This window comes from Solidesulfovibrio aerotolerans, from assembly GCF_009856865.1.
GTDB lineage: Bacteria > Desulfobacterota > Desulfovibrionia > Desulfovibrionales > Desulfovibrionaceae > Solidesulfovibrio > Solidesulfovibrio aerotolerans.
Genome location: NZ_WVUD01000037.1, coordinates 15,472 through 39,544 on the forward strand (window position 1 = coordinate 15,472; position 24,073 = coordinate 39,544).

Annotated in this window: 20 protein-coding genes and 1 riboswitch; of the genes, 13 read left to right on the forward strand and 7 right to left on the reverse strand. The window is 63.1% G+C overall.

What is annotated here, in order from left to right:
- Positions 1 to 122: 122 nt before the first annotated feature.
- Positions 123 to 1,412: a VgrG-related protein gene (locus GTA51_RS15935; RefSeq protein ID WP_160962797.1), complete on the reverse strand. Its 1,290-nt coding sequence runs from the start codon at positions 1,410 to 1,412 to the stop codon at positions 123 to 125.
- A gap of 79 nt (positions 1,413 to 1,491) precedes the next feature.
- Between GTA51_RS15935 and GTA51_RS15940 the strand changes: the two genes are divergently transcribed.
- Positions 1,492 to 1,758 carry a cysteine-rich small domain-containing protein gene (locus GTA51_RS15940; RefSeq protein WP_160962799.1) on the forward strand — a complete coding sequence of 89 codons (267 nt, stop codon included), beginning with the start codon at positions 1,492 to 1,494 and terminating at the stop codon, positions 1,756 to 1,758.
- Between the two features lie 51 nt (positions 1,759 to 1,809).
- Here the strand turns inward: GTA51_RS15940 and GTA51_RS15945 are convergent, their stop codons facing one another.
- The 6 genes from GTA51_RS15945 to aprB all read right to left on the reverse strand — a co-directional run bounded on the left by GTA51_RS15945 (position 1,810) and on the right by aprB (position 9,962).
- Positions 1,810 to 2,496: a hypothetical protein gene (locus GTA51_RS15945; protein WP_160962801.1), complete on the reverse strand. Its 687-nt coding sequence runs from the start codon at positions 2,494 to 2,496 to the stop codon at positions 1,810 to 1,812.
- 12 nt (positions 2,497 to 2,508) lie between these two features.
- The gene (gene qmoC, locus GTA51_RS15950) at positions 2,509 to 3,708 is read right to left on the reverse strand and encodes a quinone-interacting membrane-bound oxidoreductase complex subunit QmoC (protein ID WP_160962803.1); all 1,200 of its coding nucleotides are present in this window, start codon (positions 3,706 to 3,708) and stop codon (positions 2,509 to 2,511) included.
- A gap of 13 nt (positions 3,709 to 3,721) precedes the next feature.
- Entirely contained in the window at positions 3,722 to 6,016 is a 2,295-nt protein-coding gene (locus GTA51_RS15955; RefSeq protein ID WP_160962805.1) for a hydrogenase iron-sulfur subunit, read from the reverse strand.
- Between the two features lie 5 nt (positions 6,017 to 6,021).
- Positions 6,022 to 7,263, reverse strand: coding sequence for a CoB--CoM heterodisulfide reductase iron-sulfur subunit A family protein (locus GTA51_RS15960; protein ID WP_160962807.1), 1,242 nt, complete (start codon positions 7,261 to 7,263; stop codon positions 6,022 to 6,024).
- Between the two features lie 156 nt (positions 7,264 to 7,419).
- On the reverse strand, positions 7,420 to 9,420 hold the full coding sequence (aprA, locus tag GTA51_RS15965) for an adenylyl-sulfate reductase subunit alpha (protein ID WP_160962809.1): 2,001 nt from the start codon (positions 9,418 to 9,420) through the stop codon (positions 7,420 to 7,422).
- Positions 9,421 to 9,470: 50 nt separating this feature from the next.
- Positions 9,471 to 9,962 (reverse strand): adenylyl-sulfate reductase subunit beta, encoded by a 492-nt coding sequence (aprB, locus tag GTA51_RS15970; protein ID WP_160962811.1) that lies wholly within the window; start codon positions 9,960 to 9,962, stop codon positions 9,471 to 9,473.
- Positions 9,963 to 10,597: 635 nt separating this feature from the next.
- Positions 10,598 to 10,790, forward strand: a riboswitch (cobalamin riboswitch).
- 185 nt (positions 10,791 to 10,975) lie between these two features.
- Here aprB and metE point away from each other — a divergent pair.
- The 12 genes from metE (at position 10,976) to GTA51_RS16030 (ending at position 23,916) form a co-directional block, all read left to right on the forward strand.
- A complete protein-coding gene (gene metE, locus GTA51_RS15975; protein WP_160962813.1) occupies positions 10,976 to 13,297 on the forward strand; it encodes a 5-methyltetrahydropteroyltriglutamate--homocysteine S-methyltransferase in 2,322 nt (773 codons plus the stop codon).
- A 235-nt stretch (positions 13,298 to 13,532) separates the two neighbouring features.
- On the forward strand, positions 13,533 to 14,330 hold the full coding sequence (locus GTA51_RS15980; protein WP_160962815.1) for a 2-amino-3,7-dideoxy-D-threo-hept-6-ulosonate synthase: 798 nt from the start codon (positions 13,533 to 13,535) through the stop codon (positions 14,328 to 14,330).
- 3 nt (positions 14,331 to 14,333) lie between these two features.
- Complete coding sequence (locus tag GTA51_RS15985; protein WP_160962817.1) at positions 14,334 to 15,308, forward strand: 3-dehydroquinate synthase II family protein; 975 nt, start codon at positions 14,334 to 14,336, stop codon at positions 15,306 to 15,308.
- A 1-nt stretch (position 15,309) separates the two neighbouring features.
- Complete coding sequence (gene pheA / locus GTA51_RS15990) at positions 15,310 to 16,464, forward strand: prephenate dehydratase (RefSeq protein WP_160962819.1); 1,155 nt, start codon at positions 15,310 to 15,312, stop codon at positions 16,462 to 16,464.
- Between the two features lie 257 nt (positions 16,465 to 16,721).
- A complete protein-coding gene (gene aroA / locus GTA51_RS15995; protein ID WP_160962821.1) occupies positions 16,722 to 18,059 on the forward strand; it encodes a 3-phosphoshikimate 1-carboxyvinyltransferase in 1,338 nt (445 codons plus the stop codon).
- A gap of 125 nt (positions 18,060 to 18,184) precedes the next feature.
- Positions 18,185 to 19,111 (forward strand): prephenate dehydrogenase/arogenate dehydrogenase family protein, encoded by a 927-nt coding sequence (locus GTA51_RS16000; protein WP_160962823.1) that lies wholly within the window; start codon positions 18,185 to 18,187, stop codon positions 19,109 to 19,111.
- Positions 19,108 to 20,526, forward strand: coding sequence for an anthranilate synthase component I family protein (locus tag GTA51_RS16005; protein ID WP_160962825.1), 1,419 nt, complete (start codon positions 19,108 to 19,110; stop codon positions 20,524 to 20,526). Before GTA51_RS16000 ends, GTA51_RS16005 begins: the two co-directional genes overlap by 4 nt.
- A complete protein-coding gene (locus tag GTA51_RS16010; RefSeq protein ID WP_160962827.1) occupies positions 20,510 to 21,082 on the forward strand; it encodes an anthranilate synthase component II in 573 nt (190 codons plus the stop codon). The genes GTA51_RS16005 and GTA51_RS16010 overlap by 17 nt, the downstream gene beginning before the upstream one ends.
- Positions 21,083 to 21,093: 11 nt before the next feature.
- Positions 21,094 to 21,477, forward strand: coding sequence for a HEPN domain-containing protein (locus GTA51_RS16015; protein ID WP_160962829.1), 384 nt, complete (start codon positions 21,094 to 21,096; stop codon positions 21,475 to 21,477).
- Positions 21,478 to 21,510: 33 nt separating this feature from the next.
- The gene (gene trpD / locus GTA51_RS16020) at positions 21,511 to 22,521 is read left to right on the forward strand and encodes an anthranilate phosphoribosyltransferase (protein WP_160962831.1); all 1,011 of its coding nucleotides are present in this window, start codon (positions 21,511 to 21,513) and stop codon (positions 22,519 to 22,521) included.
- Complete coding sequence (locus tag GTA51_RS16025) at positions 22,514 to 23,296, forward strand: indole-3-glycerol-phosphate synthase (protein ID WP_160962833.1); 783 nt, start codon at positions 22,514 to 22,516, stop codon at positions 23,294 to 23,296. The genes trpD and GTA51_RS16025 overlap by 8 nt, the downstream gene beginning before the upstream one ends.
- Entirely contained in the window at positions 23,293 to 23,916 is a 624-nt protein-coding gene (locus GTA51_RS16030; protein WP_160962835.1) for a phosphoribosylanthranilate isomerase, read from the forward strand. The genes GTA51_RS16025 and GTA51_RS16030 overlap by 4 nt, the downstream gene beginning before the upstream one ends.
- Positions 23,917 to 24,073: the final 157 nt, after the last annotated feature.

Sequence of the window (24,073 nt, forward strand, 5' to 3'; positions counted from 1 at the left end):
CCTCCTGCCGCCCCCTTACCTGAAAATCGCCGCTGGGCAAAGCAGTGTTGCGCACGCAACCAAGCCCGGGCGTTCACCTCGGTGGAGGCAAACGTCCGGGCTTGCGAAAAGTTGTGGCGTGCTCAGACCGGAGCGCCGTCGAGCAGGGCAATGGCCATGCTCTGTTCTTCCCGAAATCGCGACAGAACAGCCTCGCGCACACGCTTATTGTGGCGGAAGAACTTCTTTCCCCGAATCCTATACACTTCTTCAATAACCGACTTGTCAAAATCCTGACTGACCGGCTGGGCCTCGGCCTTATCAATGGCCTGAGTGAAGATGCGCTCGGCTCCGCCCGGCCCATGCTGCACCGCCGTACTCCATAATACTTCGCGCAGGGCATAGGAACGGCGGGTGACGTCCACCCCCGTGGTCAGGACGATGGACTTGGCGGCCGGCGAATAGTTGTTGGAACGAATGAACTCGTGCTGCAAGGCTTCAAAACGCTTGGGATCGGCTGCGGCGATATCTTTCCATACGGACGGCATGCGCCCGCTGCGCCCGCCGGTGTCGGCCGAACCGGCGGTCCGCAACTTTGCGGCGATATCCGGGGCCTTGTCGTCTAAAAACCGGATGAAATAGTCCATGGTGCCGGTCTTTGAGGCGATCTGGTATTGGCCGTAGGACGTGCCGCCCCGGCTGTCGTAGCCGATGTAGTCGATTTCCGAATTGGATTCGTACTGGGCCGAGAGTCTGCCGGCCTTGTGCTCAAGGGCTGAAGGCAGCACCTTGCGCGAGCTGGCCGCCTGTTCCTTGACCTTTTCCACCCGGGACGACTCGGCCAGGATGTTTTCCGCCCCGGCCGCAGCCAGCAACAGTTCCTCTTCGCGCTTGGTAAATCCACCCCGGCCCGAAGCCTGGCCCACCCGGCCCAGGTGGCCCAGATCGTCCGGGTGTCTGGCATTGGGACTAACGGCCATGCGCACGGCGGATTTGTCAACGCTCCGACGCAGGCTGGAGCCTCCGGCCGCAGACGGCGCAGTCGCCCCGCTGTCGGTTGCGGCCTGCTCCATGGCCATGCGGGACAAGGTGGCCATGGCGCTGCCCTGGAACTTGTCCAGGCTGCTGCCAGGGCTACCCTGGCTCCCTGTCAAGCCCTTGGCAGTGGACTGGTAGCCAAGCATGGACAAGGCAGCTTCCTTGCCGGAACCTTCGCCCGAAGACAACATCTCCAGGCCCGTGATCATTTGTCCCTGGGGAATGGCCAGCTTGCTGTTTTTACTGACTTGGGCGTTGATCCCGTAGCCGCTTTGCAGCATGATATCGAAAAACTTCGGGTCGAGCGCGGACTTGGCCGAACCTGGCGTGCTTGCGGCCGCCTTTGCCAGGAAATCCTGTGGAGGAGCGGCAGATTTGGTTGTCTCAATGGCCATGTCGGTATCCCGGTGTTACGAACTTCGCGATGACGCAAACCGGAGAAAGCAATCTTCGTGCCGTATTTGAGGAGACTTCGTGGAAAACAGCCATCGCTATTTCTGCAATCGCGACTGCCGTTACTTCCCCTGCCACCCCGGGGCTGACGCGGCGGCGTTTAACTGCCTGTTCTGCTTTTGTCCGCTGTATTTCTTAGAGAATTGTGGCGGCGACTGCGTGCTGCGCCACGGCGTCAAAGACTGTACGCCGTGCCTGCGCCCGCACCGGCCCGAGGGGTATGACGAGATTCTGGCGCGGTTACGGGAGGAAGCCGGCAAGCGGCGGCATGAGGCTGGCGGCGCCTAAAAAAAAAGGGAGGCCCCAAAGGGCCTCCCAGGAATCGACCGGAGTCGATTGCTACCACTTATCGGTGGCAAACGCGTCGGAACCGAAGCCGAAATCCGAGGACGGCGTGCCGCCGACATCGGGTTCGCCGGAACCGCCGGCCGCTTCGCCAGCCGCAGCAGCGCCGCCGCCGGAGACGGTGACAACGCCGTGCTTTTTCACATCTTCGATCAGCTTGAGCAGCTCGTCGACCTTGCCGATGTACTCGACAACCTTGGCCTCGGAAGCAACGATAACCTTTTCGCCAGCACCCTGAGCAGACGCCTCAAGGCGATTGGCCTTGTCTTCGGCCGCCTTCATGCGGACTTCGACGTCTTTGAGAATGGCGGTCTTCTCGGCCAGTTCCTTTTCGACCGTGGCGAGCTTGGCAGCCTGCGCGTCAATGGTCTTCTTGGAATCGGTCAGCTTGGCGAAAATGGCGTTGACTTCGGCCACAACGTCCGGGGGCAGCACGGCCACGGAGACGTTCTGGGCAGTGGCACCCATTTCGCCCGAGCTCATGCGGACCAGTTCCGGGTGCTGCTCGTAGATCCAGGCCTTGGCGAGAGCGGCGGCAAACGGCGCCAGTTCCGCGTCGATTTCCATGCCGGACATAAAGCCGACCATCTCGGCCACGCCTTTCTTGTTGCCTTCCTTGTCGATTCCCTTGAGGTACGACACGAACGTATTCATGGGGAACACTTTGCGCGCTTCAGCCATGGGAGCCTCCTATTAAATCATGAAAACTTTGTCTTCTTCACGTTTGAGCGGGAGACGCCCAACCTGATGGGCGTACACCAATGCCGTCGTTCTGTAGACCAAGTGCCCAAGTTTGGACCAGGGCAGATAGGCAAACAGCATAAACACTGCAATGAGGTGCAGGTAATAGGTCGGATAGGCCAAAGAAGCCACACCGGCCAAGCGGAAGATCTCCGCGCCAAGGCCCGTCAAAGCGACAGCCCAGATGACGCCAAGCAGATACCAGTCATAATACGACGAAGTAGACGTGGCTGGATCAACATTGATGCGGCGACGGGTCAGCATGGTCAGGCCGTAGAGCAGGGCAATGGCCCCGATGTTGGCCAACAGTTTGACCGGACTCCACAGCGGCATGGGCGTATGCCCAAGCGGCGCGATGAAGGGCACGATCAGACCGCCCCAATGCGACACGGCCACGATGGAGGTGACAATGGCCAGCGCCACGAAGCCGTAAAAGAGCGACAGGTGGCCCTTAAACCGTTCCGTATTGTCTTTGCCGCAATCGTTCCATTTGACGTGGGTGGCGACTTCATCAAAAAGCACGGCCTTGATCGATTCGATCAGCGTCGGCTTTTTGGTCTTGGTCCCGATTTGCAGGGTGGTTGGAATGGCTTGATCAAAGCTTTTCCACAATTTCATGACGCCCTTGTAAAAAGAGTACGCCACAAACAGGGCAACCAGACCGAAGATCGGATCGATGGTGTAGTCGCCCGGGAAGAGCTTGCCGTAGATGATCTCGCCCTGGGGCAGGCCAAAGCCGGTGGTCATCAGCCAGATCAGCAGATAGAGCACGGCCGGAATGGCAATCAGCTTGGGCAGATGCTTGGGCGAACTCATCCATTTGCCGATGATGGTCGGTTCGACCAGATCCCGGTAGGTGATGTTGCGAATGGCCGCAATCAGGTCGCCGGGGCGTGCGCCACGGGGACACAGATCAGAGCACGATCCGCAATTGTGGCACAGCCAGATGTCGATGTCGCCGTCGAAACGGTCCTTGAGTCCCCACTGGGCCCAGACCATTTCCTTACGCGGAAAGGGGGTCTCGGGCGGAGCCAGGGGGCAGGCCACGCTGCAGGTGGCGCACTGGTAGCATTTTTTGACAGCTTCGCCACCGGCCGCCTGCACGTCCTTGACGAACTGCAGATCGGGCTTGATACGCTGCTCGTATGCCATGGAGCCTTCCCTCCTAATAGCCTTTGAACGGGTTCGGCCCGATCTTGAGGACCATGTCCATGAACTGGTCGATCATGTCGGGAATCTTGTCATATTCATCAATGGCCACCTGATACTGCTCGACGCGCTCGGGTTCGACGCCCAGACGCTTGAGCGACTCGGCGATGTTTTCCTTGCGGCGGTTGCAGATTTCAGAACCCTTGACAAAGTGACACTGGTAGTCGTCGCCGTATTTGCAACCGAGCATCATGACGCCGTCAACACCCTTACTCATGGCGTCGGCAACCCAGATGGCGTTGACCGAACCCAGGCAGCGAACCGGGATGATGCGAACGTAGGGGCTCCATTTCCGACCGCGCAGGGCCGCCATATCCAGAGCCGGATAGGCGTCGTTTTCGCAGGCCAGGATGAACACGCGGGGGCCGCCTTCCTCGATTTTCGGGGGAATGACGCACTCGCGGATCATGGAACCGATCATGTCGACGTTGTAGTTGTCAAAGGAGATGACGCGTTCGGGGCAAGCACCCATGCAGGTGCCGCAGCGGCGGCAACGCGTGGGGTTGGGCTTGGGCGTTCCTTTTTCGTCATCGTCCAGGGCGCCGAACGGGCATTCCTCGGTGCAGCGTTTGCACTGGGTGCAGCGCACGAAGTTAAACACCGGGTACGACAGGTCGCCCGAACGGGGATGCACGGCCACGCCCCGGCTGGCGGATTCGATGCACTGGATGGCTTTGAGGGCCGCGCCGGCAGCATCTTCCTTGGCCTGGGCCATGGTCATGGGCTGGCGCACGCAACCGGCGGCATAGATGCCGGTGCGCCGGGTCTCGTAGGGGAAGCAGATGTAGTTGGAATCGGCAAACCCGTCAAAGAGCGCCAGATCCGGGAAGGCCGGACCCTGGCGATAGAGCAGGTTGATGGTCGGGTCCAGCGCCGTGGCCGGAACCAGACCGGTGGGCACGACCACCAGATCGGCCGCCACGGAGATGTCGCCGCCAAGCAGCGTATCCGTGGCCGAAACCACCATAGTGATGCCTTCCTGAACAACGCCGGTCACCGTGCCCTTGGTGAGCATGATGCCGGGATTGTCCTGGGCGGCCCGGTAGTAGCGTTCGTTTAAGCCAGGCACCATCATGCTGTCGTAGATGATAAGGGCCACGGCGTCATCGAGCTTTTCGCGCACGTAGTTGGCCTGCTTAAGGGCCACCAGGCTGGTCAGCTCCGAGGAGTAGGCCAGGTGCTTGGGCGTTTTGATGGGGCTGAAAGCCGGAGCTTCGGCTGCTTCGCCCGCTTTTTTGTCGGCCGGTTTGGCCGCTTCGGCCGGGGCTTCTTCGACAGGAGCCGCCGGCGTGGCTTCCATGGCCTTGGTCACGTCAACGATGAAGGCGACGGTTTTCGGAGCCTTGCCGTCAGAGGGGCGGGTGATGGCCCCGGCCTTGACCATGGCTTCGAACTGGGCCGACGTGATCACGTTTTGCAGCGTGCCGTAGCCGTAGGCAGCCAGCACGTCGGTATCCATGGGGGTCCAGCCGGCGGCCAGAACCACGGAACCGATGGCCAGATTCTCTTCCTTGCCGCCGGTCACCAGGGTGGCCGTGTACTGTCCGGGCGCGCCAGCCAGGAGCTTGAGCGACGTGGACAGGCAGACCCGGATCTTGCCGTTGCCGGCAACCAGCCCGATGAGGCGGTCAATGCCGGTGTCGGTGGCTTCCAGGTAAGGGTAGTTCATGGGGAAGGTCTTGTAGAGCCCGGCGGCCTTACCGCCAAGGGCTGCTTCCTTTTCCACCAGCACTACGTCGTAGCCGGCACCGGAGGCGGACAGGGCGGCATTGATGCCGGTCCAGCCGCCGCCGAGAACCAGGATGGTCTTGACGGTTTCAGGGATTTCGGGATTGGGCGTGCCCATCTTCTGGAGTTTGACCACGCCCATGCGCAGGTAGTCATACACCATGGAGGTGAGCTCGGGCGGTACCGGCTGTCCGGGCACCGGAGCCGAACCGTCCGGGTTTTTATAGCCCAGCACGACGAATTCGCGCAGGTTGACGCGGTCAACAATGACCTTGTCGCCGAAGTCGAAGAGTTCCCAGTCCACCCGGGGCGAGGTGCCGCAGAGCAGAACGGCGTCGAGTTCACCCGTGGCAACATCGGCCTTGATCATGGCCACGCCGTCGGGGCTCGACAGTCGCTTGTGGGATTTGACGATGGGGCAGGCCCCACCACATTTCGCTTTGACAAACGCGACCAACTCCTCAGCGGACAGAAGCGGGGCGACGCTGGACTCGTCAATATAGACACCGATTTTTTCGGCCATCGCCGCTACCTCCCTCTCACCGAAGCGATTGCTTTCATGGCCGCGCCGGTGGCCGACTGGGCCGACTTCATAACGTCAAGGGGCGTGGCGGCGCAACCGGCAGCAAAGATGCCCTTTTCCTCGCCGCCCACAATAAAGCCCATCTCATCGACGGGCACGTCCACGGGCAGGCGCTCGCCGGCAATGCTCGGCTGCATGCCCGTGGCCAGGACGACCAGTTCGAAACGGTTATCGGATTTGATGCCGGAAACGGCGTCTTCCACGGTCAGGATGACGTCGCCGGTGCCGGCGTCTTCGGCCACGGCAGCCACCTTGCCCTTGACCGTGTTGATGCGGTCGTCGTCAAGGATGCGCTTGGCGAAGTTGTCGTAACGGCCCGGGGTACGCAGATCGATGTAGTAGATGGTCACGCGGGCGTCCGGGAAAGCCTCGCGGACATAGGCGGCCTGTTTGAGCGACGCCATGCAGCAGATATAGGAGCAGTAATTGAGATGGTTTTCATCACGCGAACCGGCGCACTGGACAAAGGCCACGCTGCGCGGGGACTTGCCGTCCGAAGGCCGCACGATCATCCCGTTGGTCGGACCGGTGGGCGAAGCCAGACGCTCCAGCTGCATGTTGGTCACGCAGTTGGCGATTTCGCCGGCACCGAGATTGGTCAGCCGGGTCACGTCGTAGGGCTTCCAGCCGGTGGCATACACGATGCTGCCGACTTTCAGGACGACCTCTTTGGGTGCATCGTCGAGATTGACGACGTCGGAACCGGACAACAGCTCCAGGTCTTCCTTGGTGCAGCGTTCCTTGTCGAGAACGTAGCGGTTGGGGAAGGCAAAAGGGACGTCCATGTAGAGGGCCTTGCGGTCGCCCAGGCCCAGTTCGAATTCGCTAGGGATGTCCTTGGAAAGCTTTTTGCACTTCTCGGAGAGATCGACGCTGCCGGGTTCGACGTAGCGGGGTTTGATCTTCACCGTGACTTCGTAGTCACCGGCCTTGCCCGTGACCTTGGTCACTTCGGCCATGGTGAAGAATTTGACTTTTTTGTTGTTCTTGATGCGCTGGAACTGGATTTCCAGACCGCAGGAGGGTGGGCACAGCTTGGGGAAATATTTATTGAGCTGCATCACCCGGCCGCCGAGAAAGGGATTTTTCTCGACGATGTAGACTTCGTGGCCGACCTCCGCGGCTTCCAGCGCGGCGGTGATGCCGCTGAAGCCGCCGCCGACGACCAGTATCGCGTTGCTCGACATCGCAACCTCCCGGCAATGGTTATGGCCAGCAAGAAAACGGCCTGATCCGCGAGGATAGACCGCCCCCGCCGCAGGCGTCAAAGCACGGTCCATCCGCCCGGGTAAGACCGTTAAAAAGGGGCCGCGAGCCGAAGCTCGCGGCCCCTCTGGTCATCCCTACTGAGCGTCGGGAATGATCTGGTAGTAGGTCTTCTTGAAGACCTTGGTTTCCTTGGTGGCCGGATCGTACTTGGAGTTGCAGAAGCACTTCCACTTGGTGTCGTCCAGGCCCAGGAAGTCGCCGCGGTAGTAGAAGCCCGGGTAACGGGTCTCTTCGCGGAACATGATGTGGGTCATGTGCAGACGAACGGTCCACAGGCGGTGGTACTGCTCCCAGCAACGCATCAGTTCGTGCAGGTCACGGGCGGCCAGCTTCTTGCTGTCCTCTTCCAGGTACTGCAGCAGCTGGAAGCCGGTGTCGAGCAGGGTCTTGGAGGTCGTGTACAGGGTGGCGCAGCCTCCGCCGTACTCGTCCGTGCACTTGACCAGACGCATCATGAAGTTATGCGGGCTGATGAAGTTCGGGTTGACGATCGGGTCGGTGGAGAGACCGACGTTCTCGGTGAAGGTGTGCCAGGGCTGGTAGATCTCTTTGGCCAGCTCGGCGGCGGTGACGGACAGGGTGGGCTTGAAGTCCTTGTGGTCGACAACCCAACGGACCATCTGCTTGCCGCAGATACGGCCTTCAGCGTGGGAGCCGGAGGAGAACTTGTGGCCGGAAGCGCCGACGCCGTCAGCGCAGGTCCACAGGCCGTTGACCGTGGTCATACGGTTGTAGATCTTGCCGTTGTCAGCCTTGATCTTGTACTCTTCGGGAACCCAGGCTTCGTCCGGGCCGGAGACCCAGATGCCGCAGCAACCGGAGTGCGAACCAAGCAGGTACGGCTCGGTCGGCATGATCTCGGAGCCCTTCTTCTCGGGCTCGGTGTCGGTGCAGGCCCACAGGTTGGCCTGGCCGACGCACATGTCGAGGAAGTCTTCCCAAGCTTCAGCTTCAAGGTGCTTCTGCTGCTCGGCATTCAGGTTGGCGAAGGTGGCCTGGAGGGCGCCGGCGGTGTCCATGTAGATGGGGCCGCGGCCTTCGCGCATTTCACGAAGCATCATGTGGTTACGCAGGCAGGTCGGGATGATGTGACCCTTGGCGTAGCCGCGATCCTCGTAGGGCTTCAGCATCGCGCGGTTGGTGACGCAGTAGTCTTCACCCTTGGCGTTGGTGGCTTTGGCCTTGAACAGCAGGAACCACGCGCCGACCGGGCCGTAACCGTCTTTGAAACGGGCCGGGACGAAGCGGTTTTCCATCATGGTCATCTCAGCGCCGACCTGAGCGCACATGGTGTAGGTGGAGCCGGAGTTCCACACGGGGTACCAGGCGCGGCCCATGCCTTCACCAGTGGAGCGGGGACGGTACACGTTGACCGCGCCGCCGCAAGCCACCAGGATGGCGTTGGACTTGAAGACATAGACTTTGTTTTCGCGGGTCGAGAAGCCGACAGCACCGGCAATGCGGTTGGGCTGTTTGGCATCCAGGAGCAGCTTCACGATGAAGATGCGCTCCATGTAGCGGTCCTGGCCCAGGGCATTCTTGGCCGCTTCGGCCACGATGCACTTGTAGGACTCACCGTTGATCATGATCTGCCAACGGCCGGAACGGACCGGCTTGGCACCGGTGCGCAGGGAAACGCCGGCAGCCTTGGACTGGGCACCGTCGAGGTTGTGACCGTCGTCACCCTTGGTCCAGCAGGGCAGGCCCCACTCTTCAAACAGGTGGACGGAATCGTCAACGTGGCGGCCCAGATCGTAGATCAGATCTTCGCGAACCAGACCCATGAGGTCGGTGCGGACCATGCGGACGTAGTCGTCGGCATTGTTGTCGCCAAGGTAGGTGTTGATGGCGGACAGACCCTGGGCAACGGCGCCGGAGCGCTCGAGGGAAGCCTTGTCCAGCAGCATGATGCTGATGTCGCCACCGACTTTGTCGGCCCAGCGAACGGCTTCGAAAGCCGCGCCGCAGCAGCCCATGCCGCCGCCAACAAAAAGGATGTCAACGTCTTTTTCAATCAGTTCCGGCTCGGCAAGGGCAACGCCTTTGGGCTCGTCCTTAACGGGAATGGTCGGCATATTCGTGTTCCTCCGTGAGGTGGATGGCTAAGCGATTAGCAACAAAAAAACTATTTGCAGAAGCCGTCGAGCCAGCACTGCGTGGTGTCAGCGCCGGTAACGTCAAACTTCTTGCCCAGAGCTTCCTTGGGGGTGGTCAGCGCGGTCTCGGTGAAGAGCAATTCGCTTTCCAGATCGCCCGGCTCAGGCTTGCCCTCGTAGGGCTTGATCGAACCTTCAGGGGTGGTGCGGATGGGGAACTTGAAGCGCTTGATGTTTCCGTTGCGGAACTTCACGGTCCACATGATGGAATCGGCAGAGCGCATGGGGATCGAGGTGCCACCCATGGGAGCGAAGTCGGCGTAGGGGCGGGCCGAAATGGCACCCTGGGGGCAGATCTTCACGCAGGAGTAGCATTCCCAACAAGCAGAAGGCTCCTGATTGAAAGCCTTCATTTCCTGAGGATCGAGGATCATCAGGTCATTGGGGCAAATGTACATGCACGCGGTCTTCTCACCGCCTTTGCATCCGTCACACTTGCTCGGATCCACAAAGGTAGGCATAAGTAGTCCTCCAAACGTTTAGTTGTTGTACACCCAGCGCCCAATCCATTAAAGAGCTGAACGCCATGGTGCGTCAGGACATCCGCGCGCCGTTGCAGTTCCGGTGCTTTTTTCGCACCCTGCCCCGGCCTGCCCACGCGCACCGGCGTCGCTTGGTGCCGATATTGCGAATAAGCTCCGGAAGTTCGGGACGCTCTGCCCCCGCCCGCCTCACCGGCGGACAACTCACCAATATTTTTCCTGTCCGAAGGGAACAGCGGATTGCTTGTGCGCAAATTAACAAGCGCCGAAACGCCCGTCAAGACCAAAGTTCTTTTTTTCACGTCCGTCTGCCCGCGCCGACAAACTCCCCACCAGGCCTGCAAAAAGCCCCCCCGAAACGGTCCTCGGTACTGGGTTCACCGACTCAACTAGCAGACCGCCACACCCCTCGCAAGACCTTTTCCCCGATTCACCCGGTCTCCAGGCACAACCCCCAACCGCTCTTGCAACTTTTTTATCATAAAACCCTTTGCAGCCAAAAATAAGGAAGTTCCAGCAACTTACCCCGCAAGCAGCCCTCCCTGCCCGCGCGCCGGCGGCGCTCCCCTGCACCAGCACCACCGATCCCTTGACGGCGCGACCCGTCGCCGCTATCCCTGGGCCGTCTGCTTGTTGAGAGGACCTTTCGAGAAACGGAAGACGGTGGGAATCCGTCGCAGTCGCGCTGCTGTATTCGGGGGCAACCGGCCGCCGTCCACTGGGTGATCCCGGGAAGGACGCGGCCACGGACCACGGTCATTATGACCAACCCCGTAAGCCAGAAGACGCCTCGAAAACGGTCGGCATTCGGGCCTCGCGACATGGGCCGGAGTACCAGCGACGGGGACCGCTTTGGCGCGTTCCTGCGTGCTGCACACCCGCGCCCGTATCCCAGTATGGGAACGGGTTTTCTTTTTTCGCGCTCCCACCCCGATCCCGGGGCATGTCGACCTCCGCACCAAACGCCTTCGGGCATTTATGGAGGATGGTACATGCTTACCCATTCCCTGGGCTTTCCCCGCATGGGGCTGGCCCGCGAACTCAAGACCGCGCTGGAAGGTTTTTTCGCCGGAACCGTCACCCCGCACGCCCTCCAAGGCCTCGCCGCGCAACTGCGGCTGCGCCATTGGACCGCCCAGCGCGACGCCGGCATCGACCTCGTGCCGGTGGGCGATTTCTCTTTCTACGACCACATGCTCGACACCGCCGCCCTCTTTGGCGTCGTGCCCGGGCGCTACAACCATGCCGGCGGTCCGGTCGAGCTGGACCTGTACTGCCGCATGGCCCGGGGCGGCCAGGACGCCCGGGGCGATGTCACGGCGCTGGAGATGACCAAATGGTTTGACACCAACTACCACTACCTCGTCCCGGAATTTACGCCCGAGCAGACCTTCGCCCTGACCGGCGACGCCATCCTCCAGCAGGCGGCCGAAGCCCGGGCGGCCGGATTTGCGGCCAAGGCCGTGCTGCCCGGACCAGCCACTTTCCTGATGCTCGGCTCCTGCGCCGGCCAGCCTTTTGACCGGCTGGCCTTGCTCCCCAAGCTCCTGCCGGCCTACTGCGACCTGCTGGCCCGGCTGGCTGCAACCTGTCCCTGGATCGAACTCGACGAGCCGGTCCTGGGCCAGGATCTGCCGACCGGACTGCTCCTCCCCTTCCGCCGGGCCTATGCCGCCCTGGCCGAGGCGGCCGGCCCGGCCAGGCTCATGCTGGCCGCGCCCTTTGGCAGCATCGCCCACAATCTGGCCTTTACCCAGGGCCTGCCCGTGGCGGCCCTGCATGTCGATCTGGTGCGCGACCCCACCCAGCTCGCCCTGGCGGCCAAGGGACTCGCCCCGCAAACCGCCCTGTCCCTGGGGCTGGTGGACGGCCGCAACATCTGGCGGGTGGATGCCGCCGCCGCCCTGGCCCGCATCGAACTGGCCGCCAGCCATCTCGGCCCCGACCGGCTCATGATCGCCCCGTCGTGTTCCCTGCTCCACTGCCCCGTGGACCTCGACGCCGAGACCGGCCTTGACCCGGAAATCCGGTCCTGGATGGCCTTTGCCGTGCAGAAATGCCGGGAGGTGCGCCTGTTGGCCGATGCCGCCGCCCCGGGTGGTGCCGACCGGCCCGAAGTGGCCGCCGCCCTGGCCGAAAACCGGGCCGCCTGGGAGTCGCGCCGCAAAAGCCCCCGGCTGGCCAACCCGGCCGTGCGCGGGCGCGTGGCCGACATCTCCGTGGACATGTTCCACCGCCCGGCTCCCTATGCCGTGCGGGCCGGACAGCAGCGGGCCGCCTTGCACCTCCCCCTGCTGCCGACCACCACCATCGGCTCCTTTCCCCAGACCCCGGAAATCCGGCAAACCCGCCGGCGCTTCCGCCAGGGGCAGCTTGACGCGAGCGCCTACGAGGCCTTTCTTAAAACCAGCGTGGCCGACGCCATCGCCCGCCAGGAGGCACTGGGCCTTGACGTGCTGGTCCACGGCGAACCCGAACGCAATGATATGGTGGAGTTTTTCGGGGAAATGCTCGACGGCTTCTGTTTCACCCGAAACGGCTGGGTGCAAAGCTATGGCACGCGCTGCGTCAAGCCGCCGGTGATTTACGGCGACGTATCCCGGCCCGGCCCCATGACGGTTGCCATGGCCGTCTACGCCCAGTCGCTCACGCCAAAGCCGGTCAAGGGCATGCTCACCGGCCCCTCCACCATCCTGGCCTGGAGCTTTGTGCGCGACGACCAGCCCCGGGAAGTGACCCGCCGGCAGATCGCCCTGGCCCTGCGCGACGAGGTGGCCGACCTCGAAGCCGCCGGCATCCGGGCCATCCAGATCGACGAGCCGGGACTGCGCGAGGGGCTGCCGCTGCGCCGGCGCGACTGGGAAACCGCCCTGGCCCTGGCCGTGGATGATTTTCGCCTGACCGCCGCCGTGGCCCGGGCAAAAACCCAGATCCACACCCACATGTGCTACGCCGATTTTGGCGATATCGTCCCGGCCATTGCCGCCATGGACGCCGACGTCATCAGCATCGAGGCCAGCCGCAGCCGCATGGAGCCGCTGGCCGCCTTTGCCCGGGACGGCTACCCCAACGAGATCGGCCCGGGGCTGTACGACATCCACAGCCCGCGCCTGCCGTCAGTTGCCGAGATGGCCGACCTGCTGCGGCGGGCTGCCGCCGTCATCGACCCGTCGCGCCTGTGGGCCAACCCGGACTGCGGCCTGAAAACCCGCACCTGGGACGAGGTGACCGCCGCCCTGGCCAATCTGGTCCAAGCCGCCCGGCGCGTGCGGGCCGAACTGCAAGGCGAAGCCGGGCACCAAAAAACCACTTGACAGGAGGCGACACCGGAAAGTACCCGTATTCCCCATGCAAACCCTCCGCAATCTGACCTCCGGGTTCTATTTTTGGTTTTGGTTTAGCCACGCCCGTGGTCTGGGGGGGGTGCGGTCGAACTAGTTCAACTGCAACGAGCCACTCCAGGGCCGCGGGCATCACGCCGGCGGCCCTTTTTTTATTCCCATGTCGCCGGCGTCCGCAGCCGGGAGGGCCAAACCACAGGAGATGACCATGCTGCTTGGAAAAGCCGTCCGCCTCGAACGCATTTTCAATCGCAACACCCACCGCGCCATCATCGTCCCCATGGACCACGGCGTCACGGTCGGCCCCATCTCTGGCCTCATTGACATGCGCGACGCCGTCAACCAGGTGGCCGAGGGCGGAGCCAATGCCGTGCTCATGCACAAAGGCCTGCCCCGCTGCTCCCATCGCGGACGGGGACGCGACGTCGGCCTTATCATTCATCTTTCCGCCTCCACCAGCCTCTCGCCCTACCCCAACGCCAAGACGCTGGTCGGCACCGTCGAAGACGCCATCAAGCTCGGGGCCGACGCCGTGTCCCTGCACATCAACCTGGGTGATGAGACCGAGCGCGACATGCTGGCCCATCTGGGAGAAACCACCTCCCGCGCCGCCGACTGGGGCATGCCGGTCCTGGCCATGGTCTATGCCCGCGGTCCCAAGGTCAAAAACGAATACGATGTCGAAGTGGTGGCCCATTGCGCCCGGGTCGGCGTCGAACTCGGGGCTGATGTGGTCAAGGTGCCCTACACCGGCGACATCGAAACCTTTTCCCGGGTCACCGAGGCTTGCTGCATCCCGGTGGTCATTGCCGGCGGCGCCAAAATGGACAACGACCGCGATCTGCTGCAAATGGCCCACGACTCGGTCCAGGCCGGCGGCTCGGGCCTGTCCATTGGCCGCAACATCTTCCAGCACGCCCAGCCGGCCCGCATGGTCCAGGCCCTGCACGGCATCGTCCACCTCGATTGGGAAGTGGATCAGGCCCTCGAACTCTTGAAGGATTAGGTCATGACCAAGGAAATATGGCTCAAGGTCGTTCCCTTTGACAAAGATATCGTCACCCTTGGCCTCGAATCCGGCGTGGACGGGTTCGTGGCCGAGGCCGCCGATGCCGACCGGATTCTGGCTCTGGGGCGCACCAAAGTGATGACGCCCGAAGAGTTTGAACTGGTCCCCATTTGCTGCAAGGACGACGAGGGAACGGCCATCGAAGCGCTCAATGCCTGCCGGCCGGTCTTTTTGGCCAAGGGTTGGGAGATCATTCCCGTCGAAAATATCCTGGCCTGCACCCAGGGCCTGGGCCTTGAATGCGAAAGCCTGGATCGGGCGCGCCTGGCCGCCGGGGTGCTGGAGCGCGGCGCTGACAAGCTGCTCATTACCCCCGAAGCCGTGTGCGACCTCAAAACCATCGTCAACGAACTCAAACTCTCCCAGGGCAAAATGGACCTCGTCCCGGCCACCATCACCAAAATCGAACACGCGGGCCTGGGCCATCGGGTCTGCGTAGATACGACCAGCATCCTTAAGACCGGCGAAGGGATGCTCGTCGGCAACTCCTCGGCCTTCACCTTTTTGGTCAACGCCGAGACCGAGTCCAATCCCTATGTCGCGGCCCGGCCCTTTCGCATCAACGCCGGCGCGGTCCACGCCTACTGCCAGATGCCCGGGGACAAGACCCGCTACCTCGAAGAACTGAACGCGGGATCGGAAGTGCTCATCGTCTCGCACCAGGGTGCCACCAAGACCGCTGTGGTCGGGCGGGTTAAAACCGAAATCCGGCCCATGCTGCTCATCACCGCCGAGGTCGAGGGCAAGGAAGGCAAGGTGTTTCTCCAAAACGCCGAAACCATCCGGGTGGTCACCCCCGAGGGCAAACCCATAAGCGTCGTCACCCTGGCCGTTGGCGACACGGTGCTCGTGCGCACCGACGTGGCCGGTCGCCATTTCGGCATGCGCATCGCCGAAGACATCAAGGAAGGCTGACATGCACAATGACAGCCCCGAAAAGACCGCCGCCCCGGGTTCCCTGGAAGAAGCCCTGCTGGAAATCCGCCACGGCATCGACGCCGTGGACAATGAAATACTCACCCTGCTGAGCAAACGCGCTGCCCTCAGCCTTGAGGTCGGGCGGCGCAAAGACGGCCGCGACAGCGCCATCTTTAAACCCTTTCGCGAACAGGAAGTCCTGGCCCGGCTGGCCGCAGCCAACCCCGGCCCCCTGCCCGCCGCGCATTTGCTCAGCATCTACCGGGAAATTCTCTCCTCCTCCCGTCGGCTCCAGCGCCCCGAGCGGGTGGCTTATCTCGGTCCCGAAGGCACATTCTCCAACTTCGCCGCCATGGCCGCCCTGGGCCATTCCCCGGATTTCCTGTCCCAGACCACCATCGGCGACGTGTTCGCCGCCGTGGCCGGCAAACAGGCCGATCTTGGCGTGGTGCCGCTGGAAAACTCCCTGCAAGGCACCATCGGCCAGAGCCTGGACAACTTCCAGCGCTACAACGTGTTTATCCAGGCCGAAATCACCTGCCGGGTGAGCCACGCCCTGCTCTCCACCGCCACCAGCCTGGAAGCCATAGACACCGTCTATTCGCACCCCCAGCCCCTGGCCCAGTGCGCCGCATGGCTCAAGGCCCATCTGCCCAAGGCCAAGGTCATCCCGACCGATTCCACGGCTGCCGCCGCCGCGCGGCTGGCCAACGAACCAACCGCCGCATCCATCGGCCATCTGCGTCTGGCTCCCATGCACAATCTCAACGTCCTGGCCAGCCCCATCGAAGACATGCCGGACAACTGGACGCGGTTTTTCATCATCGGCCCCGAAGACACCAAGCAGCAGACGCGCGATAAAACCTCCATCCTTTTTACCGTGCCCAACAAGCCCGGCGCGCTCTATCACGTGCTCTCCCATCTGGCCGGCGAAGGCATCAACCTGACCAAGCTCGAATCGCGGCCCATCCGGGGCGAAAAATGGCAGTACGTGTTTTTCGCCGATCTGCAATGCGACCTGACCCGCGAGGAATACAAAAAACTGCTGGCGACGTTGACCGAAAACACCCACAGTCTGCGTATCCTCGGCTGCTACCCGGCCGGTCCCCAGGTGGACCTGGCCGACGGCGCGGCCGAGAAGATGGAAGAGTAGAAGAATAGAAGAGTGGAAGAGGAAGAGTAGAAAGAGAAGAATACCGGGGGGGATCATCCCCCCCGGACCCCCTGGATGGGAAAAAATTATGGGGAGTGTTTGGAGAGAGAACGGATAGCCGGGAGCGAACTTCAATCCAGAGACACGAGAGACTGAAACCATTGCGGGATTCCAAAGGGGTCACCCCTTTGGCCGCCGGAGGCTTTCCCCCTTCTCGTGTTGCAAACCCCCTGTTGCACAACCTTTACGAGGATTCCATGCCGACTATCACCGCGCCGCCGTCCAAATCTGTGTCCCACCGGGCCGTCATCGCCGCTGCCCTGGCCGCCGGCACCAGCCGCGTCACCGGCCTGCTCGACAGCCAGGACATCCACCGCACCCGGGACTGTCTGGTCGCCATGGGCGCGGACATCCATCCCCAGAGCGACGGCTCCATCATCGTCTCCGGCACGGCCGGCCATCCCCAGGGCGGCGATCCCGAGACTGACGACGCCGTTATTTTGGATGTCGGCGAATCCGGCACCACCTGCCGGCTGCTGACCGCCGTGGCCGCTGCCGGCAAGGGACTGTTTGAACTGCGCGGGCATGGCCGCATGCACGACAGGCCCATCGGCGAGCTCATAAACGCCCTGCTCCCCCAGGGCCTGGAAGCCCTCTACCTCGCCAAATCCGGCTGCCCGCCCATGATGCTCGTGGGCCGGGGGCTGCATGGCGGCACCACCAGCATCAGCCTCGAGGACAGCTCCCAATACCTTTCCGGTCTGCTCTTGGCCGCGCCCCTGGCCGCCGCACCGCTGACCATCGAAATTTCCGGGCACAAGACCGTGTCCTGGCCCTATGTCGCCATCACCCTCTCGACACTGGCCGATTTTTCCGTGCCCTTTGCCGTGGAGACCCGGACCAACGGCGGCTGGGCCGCCACGGACTGGCGCACCCTCACTGATGTGGTGCCGGGCCAGATCCGCTTTGCCATGCAGCCGGCCCGCTATATGCCGCGCACCTACGCCGTGGAAGCCGACTGGTCGAGCGCCTCCTATTTTCTGGCCGCCGGGGCGGTCGGCCCGGCACCGGTCACCATCGTCGGGCTGCGCCAGGATTCCCTGCAAGGCGACCGGGCCATCCGCGACATCCTGGCCCAAATGGGCGCGCGCATCGAAGCCACCGACGAGACCATTACCGTCCATCCCAGCGACCTGACCGGCCAGGAACTGGACATGGGCCGCTGCCCGGACCTCGTGCCCACGGTGGCGGCCGTGGCCTGCTTTGCCGCAGGCGAGACCGTCATCCGCAACGTGGCCCATCTGCGCCTCAAGGAATCGGACCGCATCGAGGCCGTGGCCGAAAACTGCACCCGGGCCGGGGCCGTCATCACCACCCGGGCCGACGGGCTGCGCATCCAGCCGCGCCCGCTGCGCACCGATGAGCGCGTGGAATTTTCCGCCTTCGACGACCACCGGCTGGCCATGTCCGCCGCCATCTTCGAACTGGCCGGCATCGAGGTGGTCCTTGATAACCCGGGCTGCGTGGCCAAATCGTTCCCGACCTTCTGGGAAAAATGGGAAACGATCCGCGAAGCGCTCCACGAAGCGGAGTAATCGGGGTTCTGCCCCGAACCCCGCCGGGGGGATCATCCCCCCGGACCCCTCGATAGGGGGAGGGTGGTTGGTGCCGGGGCACCAACCACCAAAAGTTACATTTTTATCAGGAACAACAGACAATTATGGCTGATACGCACAAACAAGGAACACCGCCCGCCCCCCAGAAAAAAGTTTTTGGGGAAGGTGGGGGGCTGGGGAAGGAAACCCCGGGCCAAGCGGCCCGCAGCAAAGGGGAAACCCTGCCTTCGGGCGCTCCAGCCGGTGTTCCGGCCGCTATCAACACCATTGCCATGGTTGGGGCCAAGGGCGGGATGGGACGATTGTTCGCTGCCAGGAGCCGGGCGGTTGGCATTGAGGTCCGCGAGTTGGGGCGGCCGTTGACCCCGGCCGACATCCAGGCGGCAGTGACCGGGGCCGAGTTGGTGCTGGTGTCTGTGCCGGTCTACGCCACGGCCGAGGTGACGGGCCTTCTTGCCCCGCATCTGGCCGCGCCGCAGATTCTGGCCGATGTGGGGTCGGTGAAAACGCTGCCTATCGCCGCCATGGTCGAGGGCTACCCCGGGCCGGTGGTCGGCACGCATCCGCTGTTTGGTCCCGAGCCGGCGGCGGATGACGGGTTGCGGGTGGCGGTCATGGACGGCCGGCCTGGCGTTGCCGGCTGGGCCACCGAGCTGGTCGCCGCGTGGTGTCGGCGGGTGGGCTTTGCGCCTTTTGCCTCCACGGCCGAGGAGCATGACCGGGCGGCGGCCTATGTGCAGGGCCTTAATTTCGTCACAACCGTGGCTTATCTGGCTTCCCAGACAGCCGACGACGCCGTGGCCAAGTATCTGACCCCATCGTTTGCGCGCCGGCTTACTGCGGCGGAAAAGCTCATCACCAAGGATGCGGCCCTTTTCACCGCCCTTTTCGAGGCCAATCCGTACAGCCATGAAGTGGTGCGTAATTACCGGAATTTCCTGAATATCGCCGCCGGAGGCGACATTGATCTGCTGGTACGCCGGGCCGAGGCCTGGTGGTCGGCCAAGACGGAAAAAAAGGACAACCCATGAGTGCGATAACGCTTCGCCAGGAAGGGACGTGGCTGCCGGCCGACGTCCAGACGCCCATCAGCCTGTTTCTGGGGCTGGTCGGCGAGCGGCCCGGCATTTTGCTCGAAAGTGCCGAAGTGGACGGTCGTCTTGGCCGCTACAGCCTCATTGCCTGGGATTTCCGACTGCGGCTTCGCCTCAAGGACGGCAAGCTCGACGTCAGCGCCCGCGACCCCAGACTGACGCCGCTGGAGGCCTACAACGGCCAGGGCTTTATCGAAGGCATGCGCGGCATTCTGGCCGATATGAAGATCTTATCCCCAGAGGGCTTTGCTGACGTGCCGCCGATTACCCGCTCGCTGGTCGGCTATTTCGGCTACGGCGTGGCCGGCATCTTCGAGCCGAAACTGGCTAAAGTCTTGCCGCCCAATGAAGCCGAATTCTGTCTGGTGCTGCCCGGCCGGGTGGTCCTTTTCGACCACGTCAAACACCGCTGCCTGCATCTGTCGCTGGACGAGGGCAAAAAGGCCAAGATCGAATACGCCAACATCTTTGCGCCCATGGATCGCCCGGTCATCGGCAAGGTGGTCAACACCCCGGACGCGGCCGGCTATATGGAAGCGGTCGCCAAGTGCAAGGAGATGATCCGGGCCGGCGAGTGCATCCAGACGGTGCTGTCCACCCAGTTTACCGCGCCCTTTTCCGGCGACGCGTTTGTGGTCTACCGCCGGTTGCGCCAGGTAAACCCCTCGCCGTACATGTTTTTTATGCGCCTGCCGCGGGTTACGCTGCTGGGTTCATCGCCTGAGCTGCTCATCCGCTGCCGCGATGGCGAACTGACCACCTGCCCCATTGCCGGCACGCGCCATCGCAGCGCTGATCCGGTGGAGGACGACCGGCTGGCCGAGGAACTGCTCGCCGATCCCAAGGAGCGGGCCGAGCATGTCATGCTTGTGGATCTTGGCCGCAACGACCTGGGCCGCATGGCCGAGCCGGGCACGGTCAATGTCGAAAAGTTCATGGCTGTCGAGCGCTTTTCCCATGTCATGCACATCGTTTCCTATGTCACGGCCAAGCTGAAAAAGGGCCTCGACGCCCTGGACGTGCTCAAATGCGCCTTCCCGGCCGGCACGCTTTCGGGCGCGCCCAAGGTCCGGGCCATGGAGATGATTGCCGAGCTGGAGCACAGCCTGCCGCGCGGGCCGTATGCCGGCTGCATCGGCTGGATCGGCCTGGACGAGGGGCATGTGAACCTGGACACGGGCATTACCATCCGCAGCATGTGGATACGCGACGGCATGCTGACCTGGCAGGCCGGGGCCGGCATCGTTTTCGATTCCGATCCGGCCAAGGAATGGGTGGAGTGTCAAAACAAGGCCCGGGTCATTGCCGAGGTGCTGGCTGCCAAGGAGGAAGGCGATGTTTTTACTTATTGATAACTTCGACTCGTTCACCTTCAACGTCGTCCAGGCCTTCCAGCAGTTGGGGAACGATCCTGTTGTTTTGAAAAACGACGATCCCGAAATCCTGAAGCTGGCCGCGTCTGGCACGCTGGAAAAGGTCTGCATCTCGCCCGGCCCGAGCAACCCGGTCAATGCCGGGCTATGCCTCCAATTTTTGGAGCTTTTGCCCGTGACCACGCCGGTTTTCGGCGTCTGCCTGGGGCATCAGATTTTGGGGCATTTCGCTGGCGCGCCCGTCGTCGTGGCTGATCGCATCATGCACGGCAAGACGTCTGAAGTGTATCACCGCGAAATGGGCCTTTTCGAGGGCCTGCCCAACCCCATGGAGTGCTGCCGCTACCATTCGCTGATCGTGCAGGCCGCCAAAGCGCCTGAGCTGCTGGAAATAACGGCCTGGACCGAGCAAAACGAAGTCATGGGCATGCGCTATCGCGACCGCCCGTGGGTGGGTGTGCAGTTTCACCCGGAGTCGGTCTTCACGCCCGACGGCATGAAGCTGATTGGGAATTTTCCGGCTAAGATTTTATAGGGACCAGCATTTTGAACACCATCCCCGCCCTTATCGCCAAAGCGGAAGCCAGCCTGCGCGCCGCGCGACTGCTCGCCAGCGAAAGGCACTACGATTTCGCCGTGGGCCGGGTCCATGCCGTTATGCATTACGTGGCCGAAGCCTTCCTCATACGCCATGGCTACGCCGTGGCCGATCCGGGCAGCGTACCCTCGGCCTTTGCCCTGCACCTGACCGCCACCGGCTATCTGCCGGAAACCTTCAACCGCTTCCTCAACGAAGCCGGCCGGCTGCGAAACCGCGCCGAATACGAAACCAACACCGGCATAACCGCCGAAGACGTGACCGAACAACTCGAACGGGCCAAGGCGTTTTTATACTTGGCCCGGGAAGAGCTTATCGACACGCCCAAATAACGCCGCATCCGCTCGCCCGAAAGGAGTTGCCCCGTGGAAAAACACGTCGAATGCCTCGAACTGCTCGCCATCGGCAAAGACCTGCCCAAAGACCTGGCCGACTACGCCTTTCGGGCCATGTACAACGGCGAAATGCCCGCCTCGTGCGTGGGCGCATTTCTCATGGGCCTGAAAACCAAGGGCGAGGCAGCCGTGGAAATCGCGGCCGGCGTCACCACCGCCCTGGAACAGGCCCGGCTCGTCTCCGGCCTCACCGGCCCGCGCATCGACACCTGCGGCACCGGCGGGGATAACACCTGCTCCTTTAACTGCTCCACCGCCGTGGCGCTCTACCTCGCCGCCATGGGCCACAAGGTCGTCAAGCACGGCAACCGCGCCGTTTCCAGCGCCTGCGGCAGCGCCGACGCCGTGGAATCCCTCGGCTTTGCGCTCGTCGTCGAACCCGACGCCGTGGCCGCCGAACTGGACAAGCACAATTTCGTTTTTCTCTTCGCCCCCAACTACCACCCGGCCTTTAAGCGCATCGGACCCATCCGCAAGGAACTCGGCGCACGCACGCTGTTTAACCTCATGGGACCGCTCCTCAATCCCGCCCGCCCCACGCATCAGATCCTTGGCGTGCCCACCGCCCGCCACGTCCCGCTGATGGCCGAAGTGCTGGCGCTGACCGGCCTGTCCTGCGGCGCGGTCGTCCACGGCGCAGGCGGCTTTGACGAACTGACCCCGTTCGGACCGGCCGATGTGTGTTGGGTCAAAGACGGCTGGCTCAAAAAGGAACGCATCGACCCGACCAGCCTTGGCGTTGCCGAAGGCAAACTTGCCGATGTGGTGGTTTCGGGCCGCGACGAGGCCGTGGCAGTCCTTAAGGGCGTGCTGGCCGGCCAAGGCACCCAAGCCATGCTGGACATGGTGGCGCTCAACCTCGGTTGCGCCCTGCATCTGCTGGAAGGCGACCTGACTCTTAAACAAGGCGTGGCCAAGGCCCGCGACGCCATCGGGCAGGGCGCTGCCGCCGCGTTTTTCAAGGACGTGTTCCATGCTTGAGAAGTTTCGGGCCGCCAAGGCGGCCGAGATTCGCCGGCTGGTGGGCCTTGAGGCCGAGCAACGCCTGCCCGCGCCGTATACCGGCAAGCGGCCGTCCTTTTCCGATGCGCTCATTGCCAAGGCCCCCATGGCCGTTATCGCCGAATACAAGCGGGCCTCGCCGTCCATGGGCGACATCAACCTGGGCCTGTCCCCGGCCGATGTCGCAACCCTCTACGCCGCCTCGGGAGCCGCCGCCATTTCGGTGTTGACCGAAGAGACGTATTTCAAAGGTTCGCTGGACTATCTGGAAACGATCAGCGGCTGCGGCCTGCCGCTGCTACGCAAAGACTTCCTGCTCCATCCGCTGCAGGTGATCGAAACCGCCGCCACCAGGGCCTCGGCCCTGCTGCTGATCGTGCGCATGCTCACCGACTCGGAACTGGGCGACATGCTGCGCCTGACCTACGACGCGGGCCTGGAAGCCGTGGTCGAAGTCTTTGACGCCGTGGACCTGGAGCGGGCCGAAGCAGCCGGGGCGCACATCATCCAGGTCAACAACCGCGACCTCGATACCTTAAAAACTGATTTCGCCGTGGCCCGGACCCTGGCTCCGAAAAAACGGCCCGGCCGCCTCTGGATCGCCGCCAGCGGCATAAAGACCCGCTCCGACGTGCTCGCCATGGCCGAGCTGGGCTTCGACGCCGTGCTGGTCGGCACCTCGATCATGTCCGAACCCGATCCCGGCGCGGCCCTGGCCGCCCTGGCCGGCCATACGGAAAAGGCCGCGTCATGAGCGCCCGGCTCGTCAAAGTCTGCGGTATGACCCGGGCCGAAGACGTCATAGGCTGCACCGAGGCCGGGGCCGATTGGCTGGGCTTTATCTTCGCCGCCAAAAGCCCGCGCCGCGTCACCCCCGCCCAGGCCGCCGCCCTGCCCCGGACCTCGGCCAAACGCGTGGGTGTGTTTGTCGAACAAACCCTGGCCGAGGTGCTCGCCATCATGGCCGAAGCCGACCTCGATCTGGCCCAACTCCACGGCAACCAGGACGCGGACTTCTGCCGGGCCGTGGGGCCGCAGCGGGTCATACGGGCCTTTTGGCCCCAAAAGCACCCGGATCTCGGGAGCCTTGCCGCCGAAATCGCCCCCTTTGCCGGCGCAGTGCGCTTTGCCCTGCTCGACGCCGGCACCGCTGGCGGCGGCCACGGCCAATCCCTTGATTTCGCAACACTGGCCGCACTTTCCCCGCCCATGCCCTGGCTCTTGGCCGGAGGCCTGGGACCAGACAATCTGGCCGAGGCCGTGCGCCTCGCCGCGCCCCACGGCGTGGACCTCAATTCCGGCGTGGAATCCTCGCCGGGCCTCAAAGACCTCGCCAAAGTCCGGAGGTCTCTTTGGGCCGTGAGGGGTAAATAAAGAAAAGGCAGAATCGGGGCGCTGCCCCGAGCCCCGCCGGGGGGATGATCCCCCCGGACCCCCCGAATGGGGTATGGCTAATATGCGCGACCCTTCGCGTTACCCGTTAAAAGTTTTTGGGAAGGGGTCTGGGGAAACCCTTTTTTCAAAAAGGGTT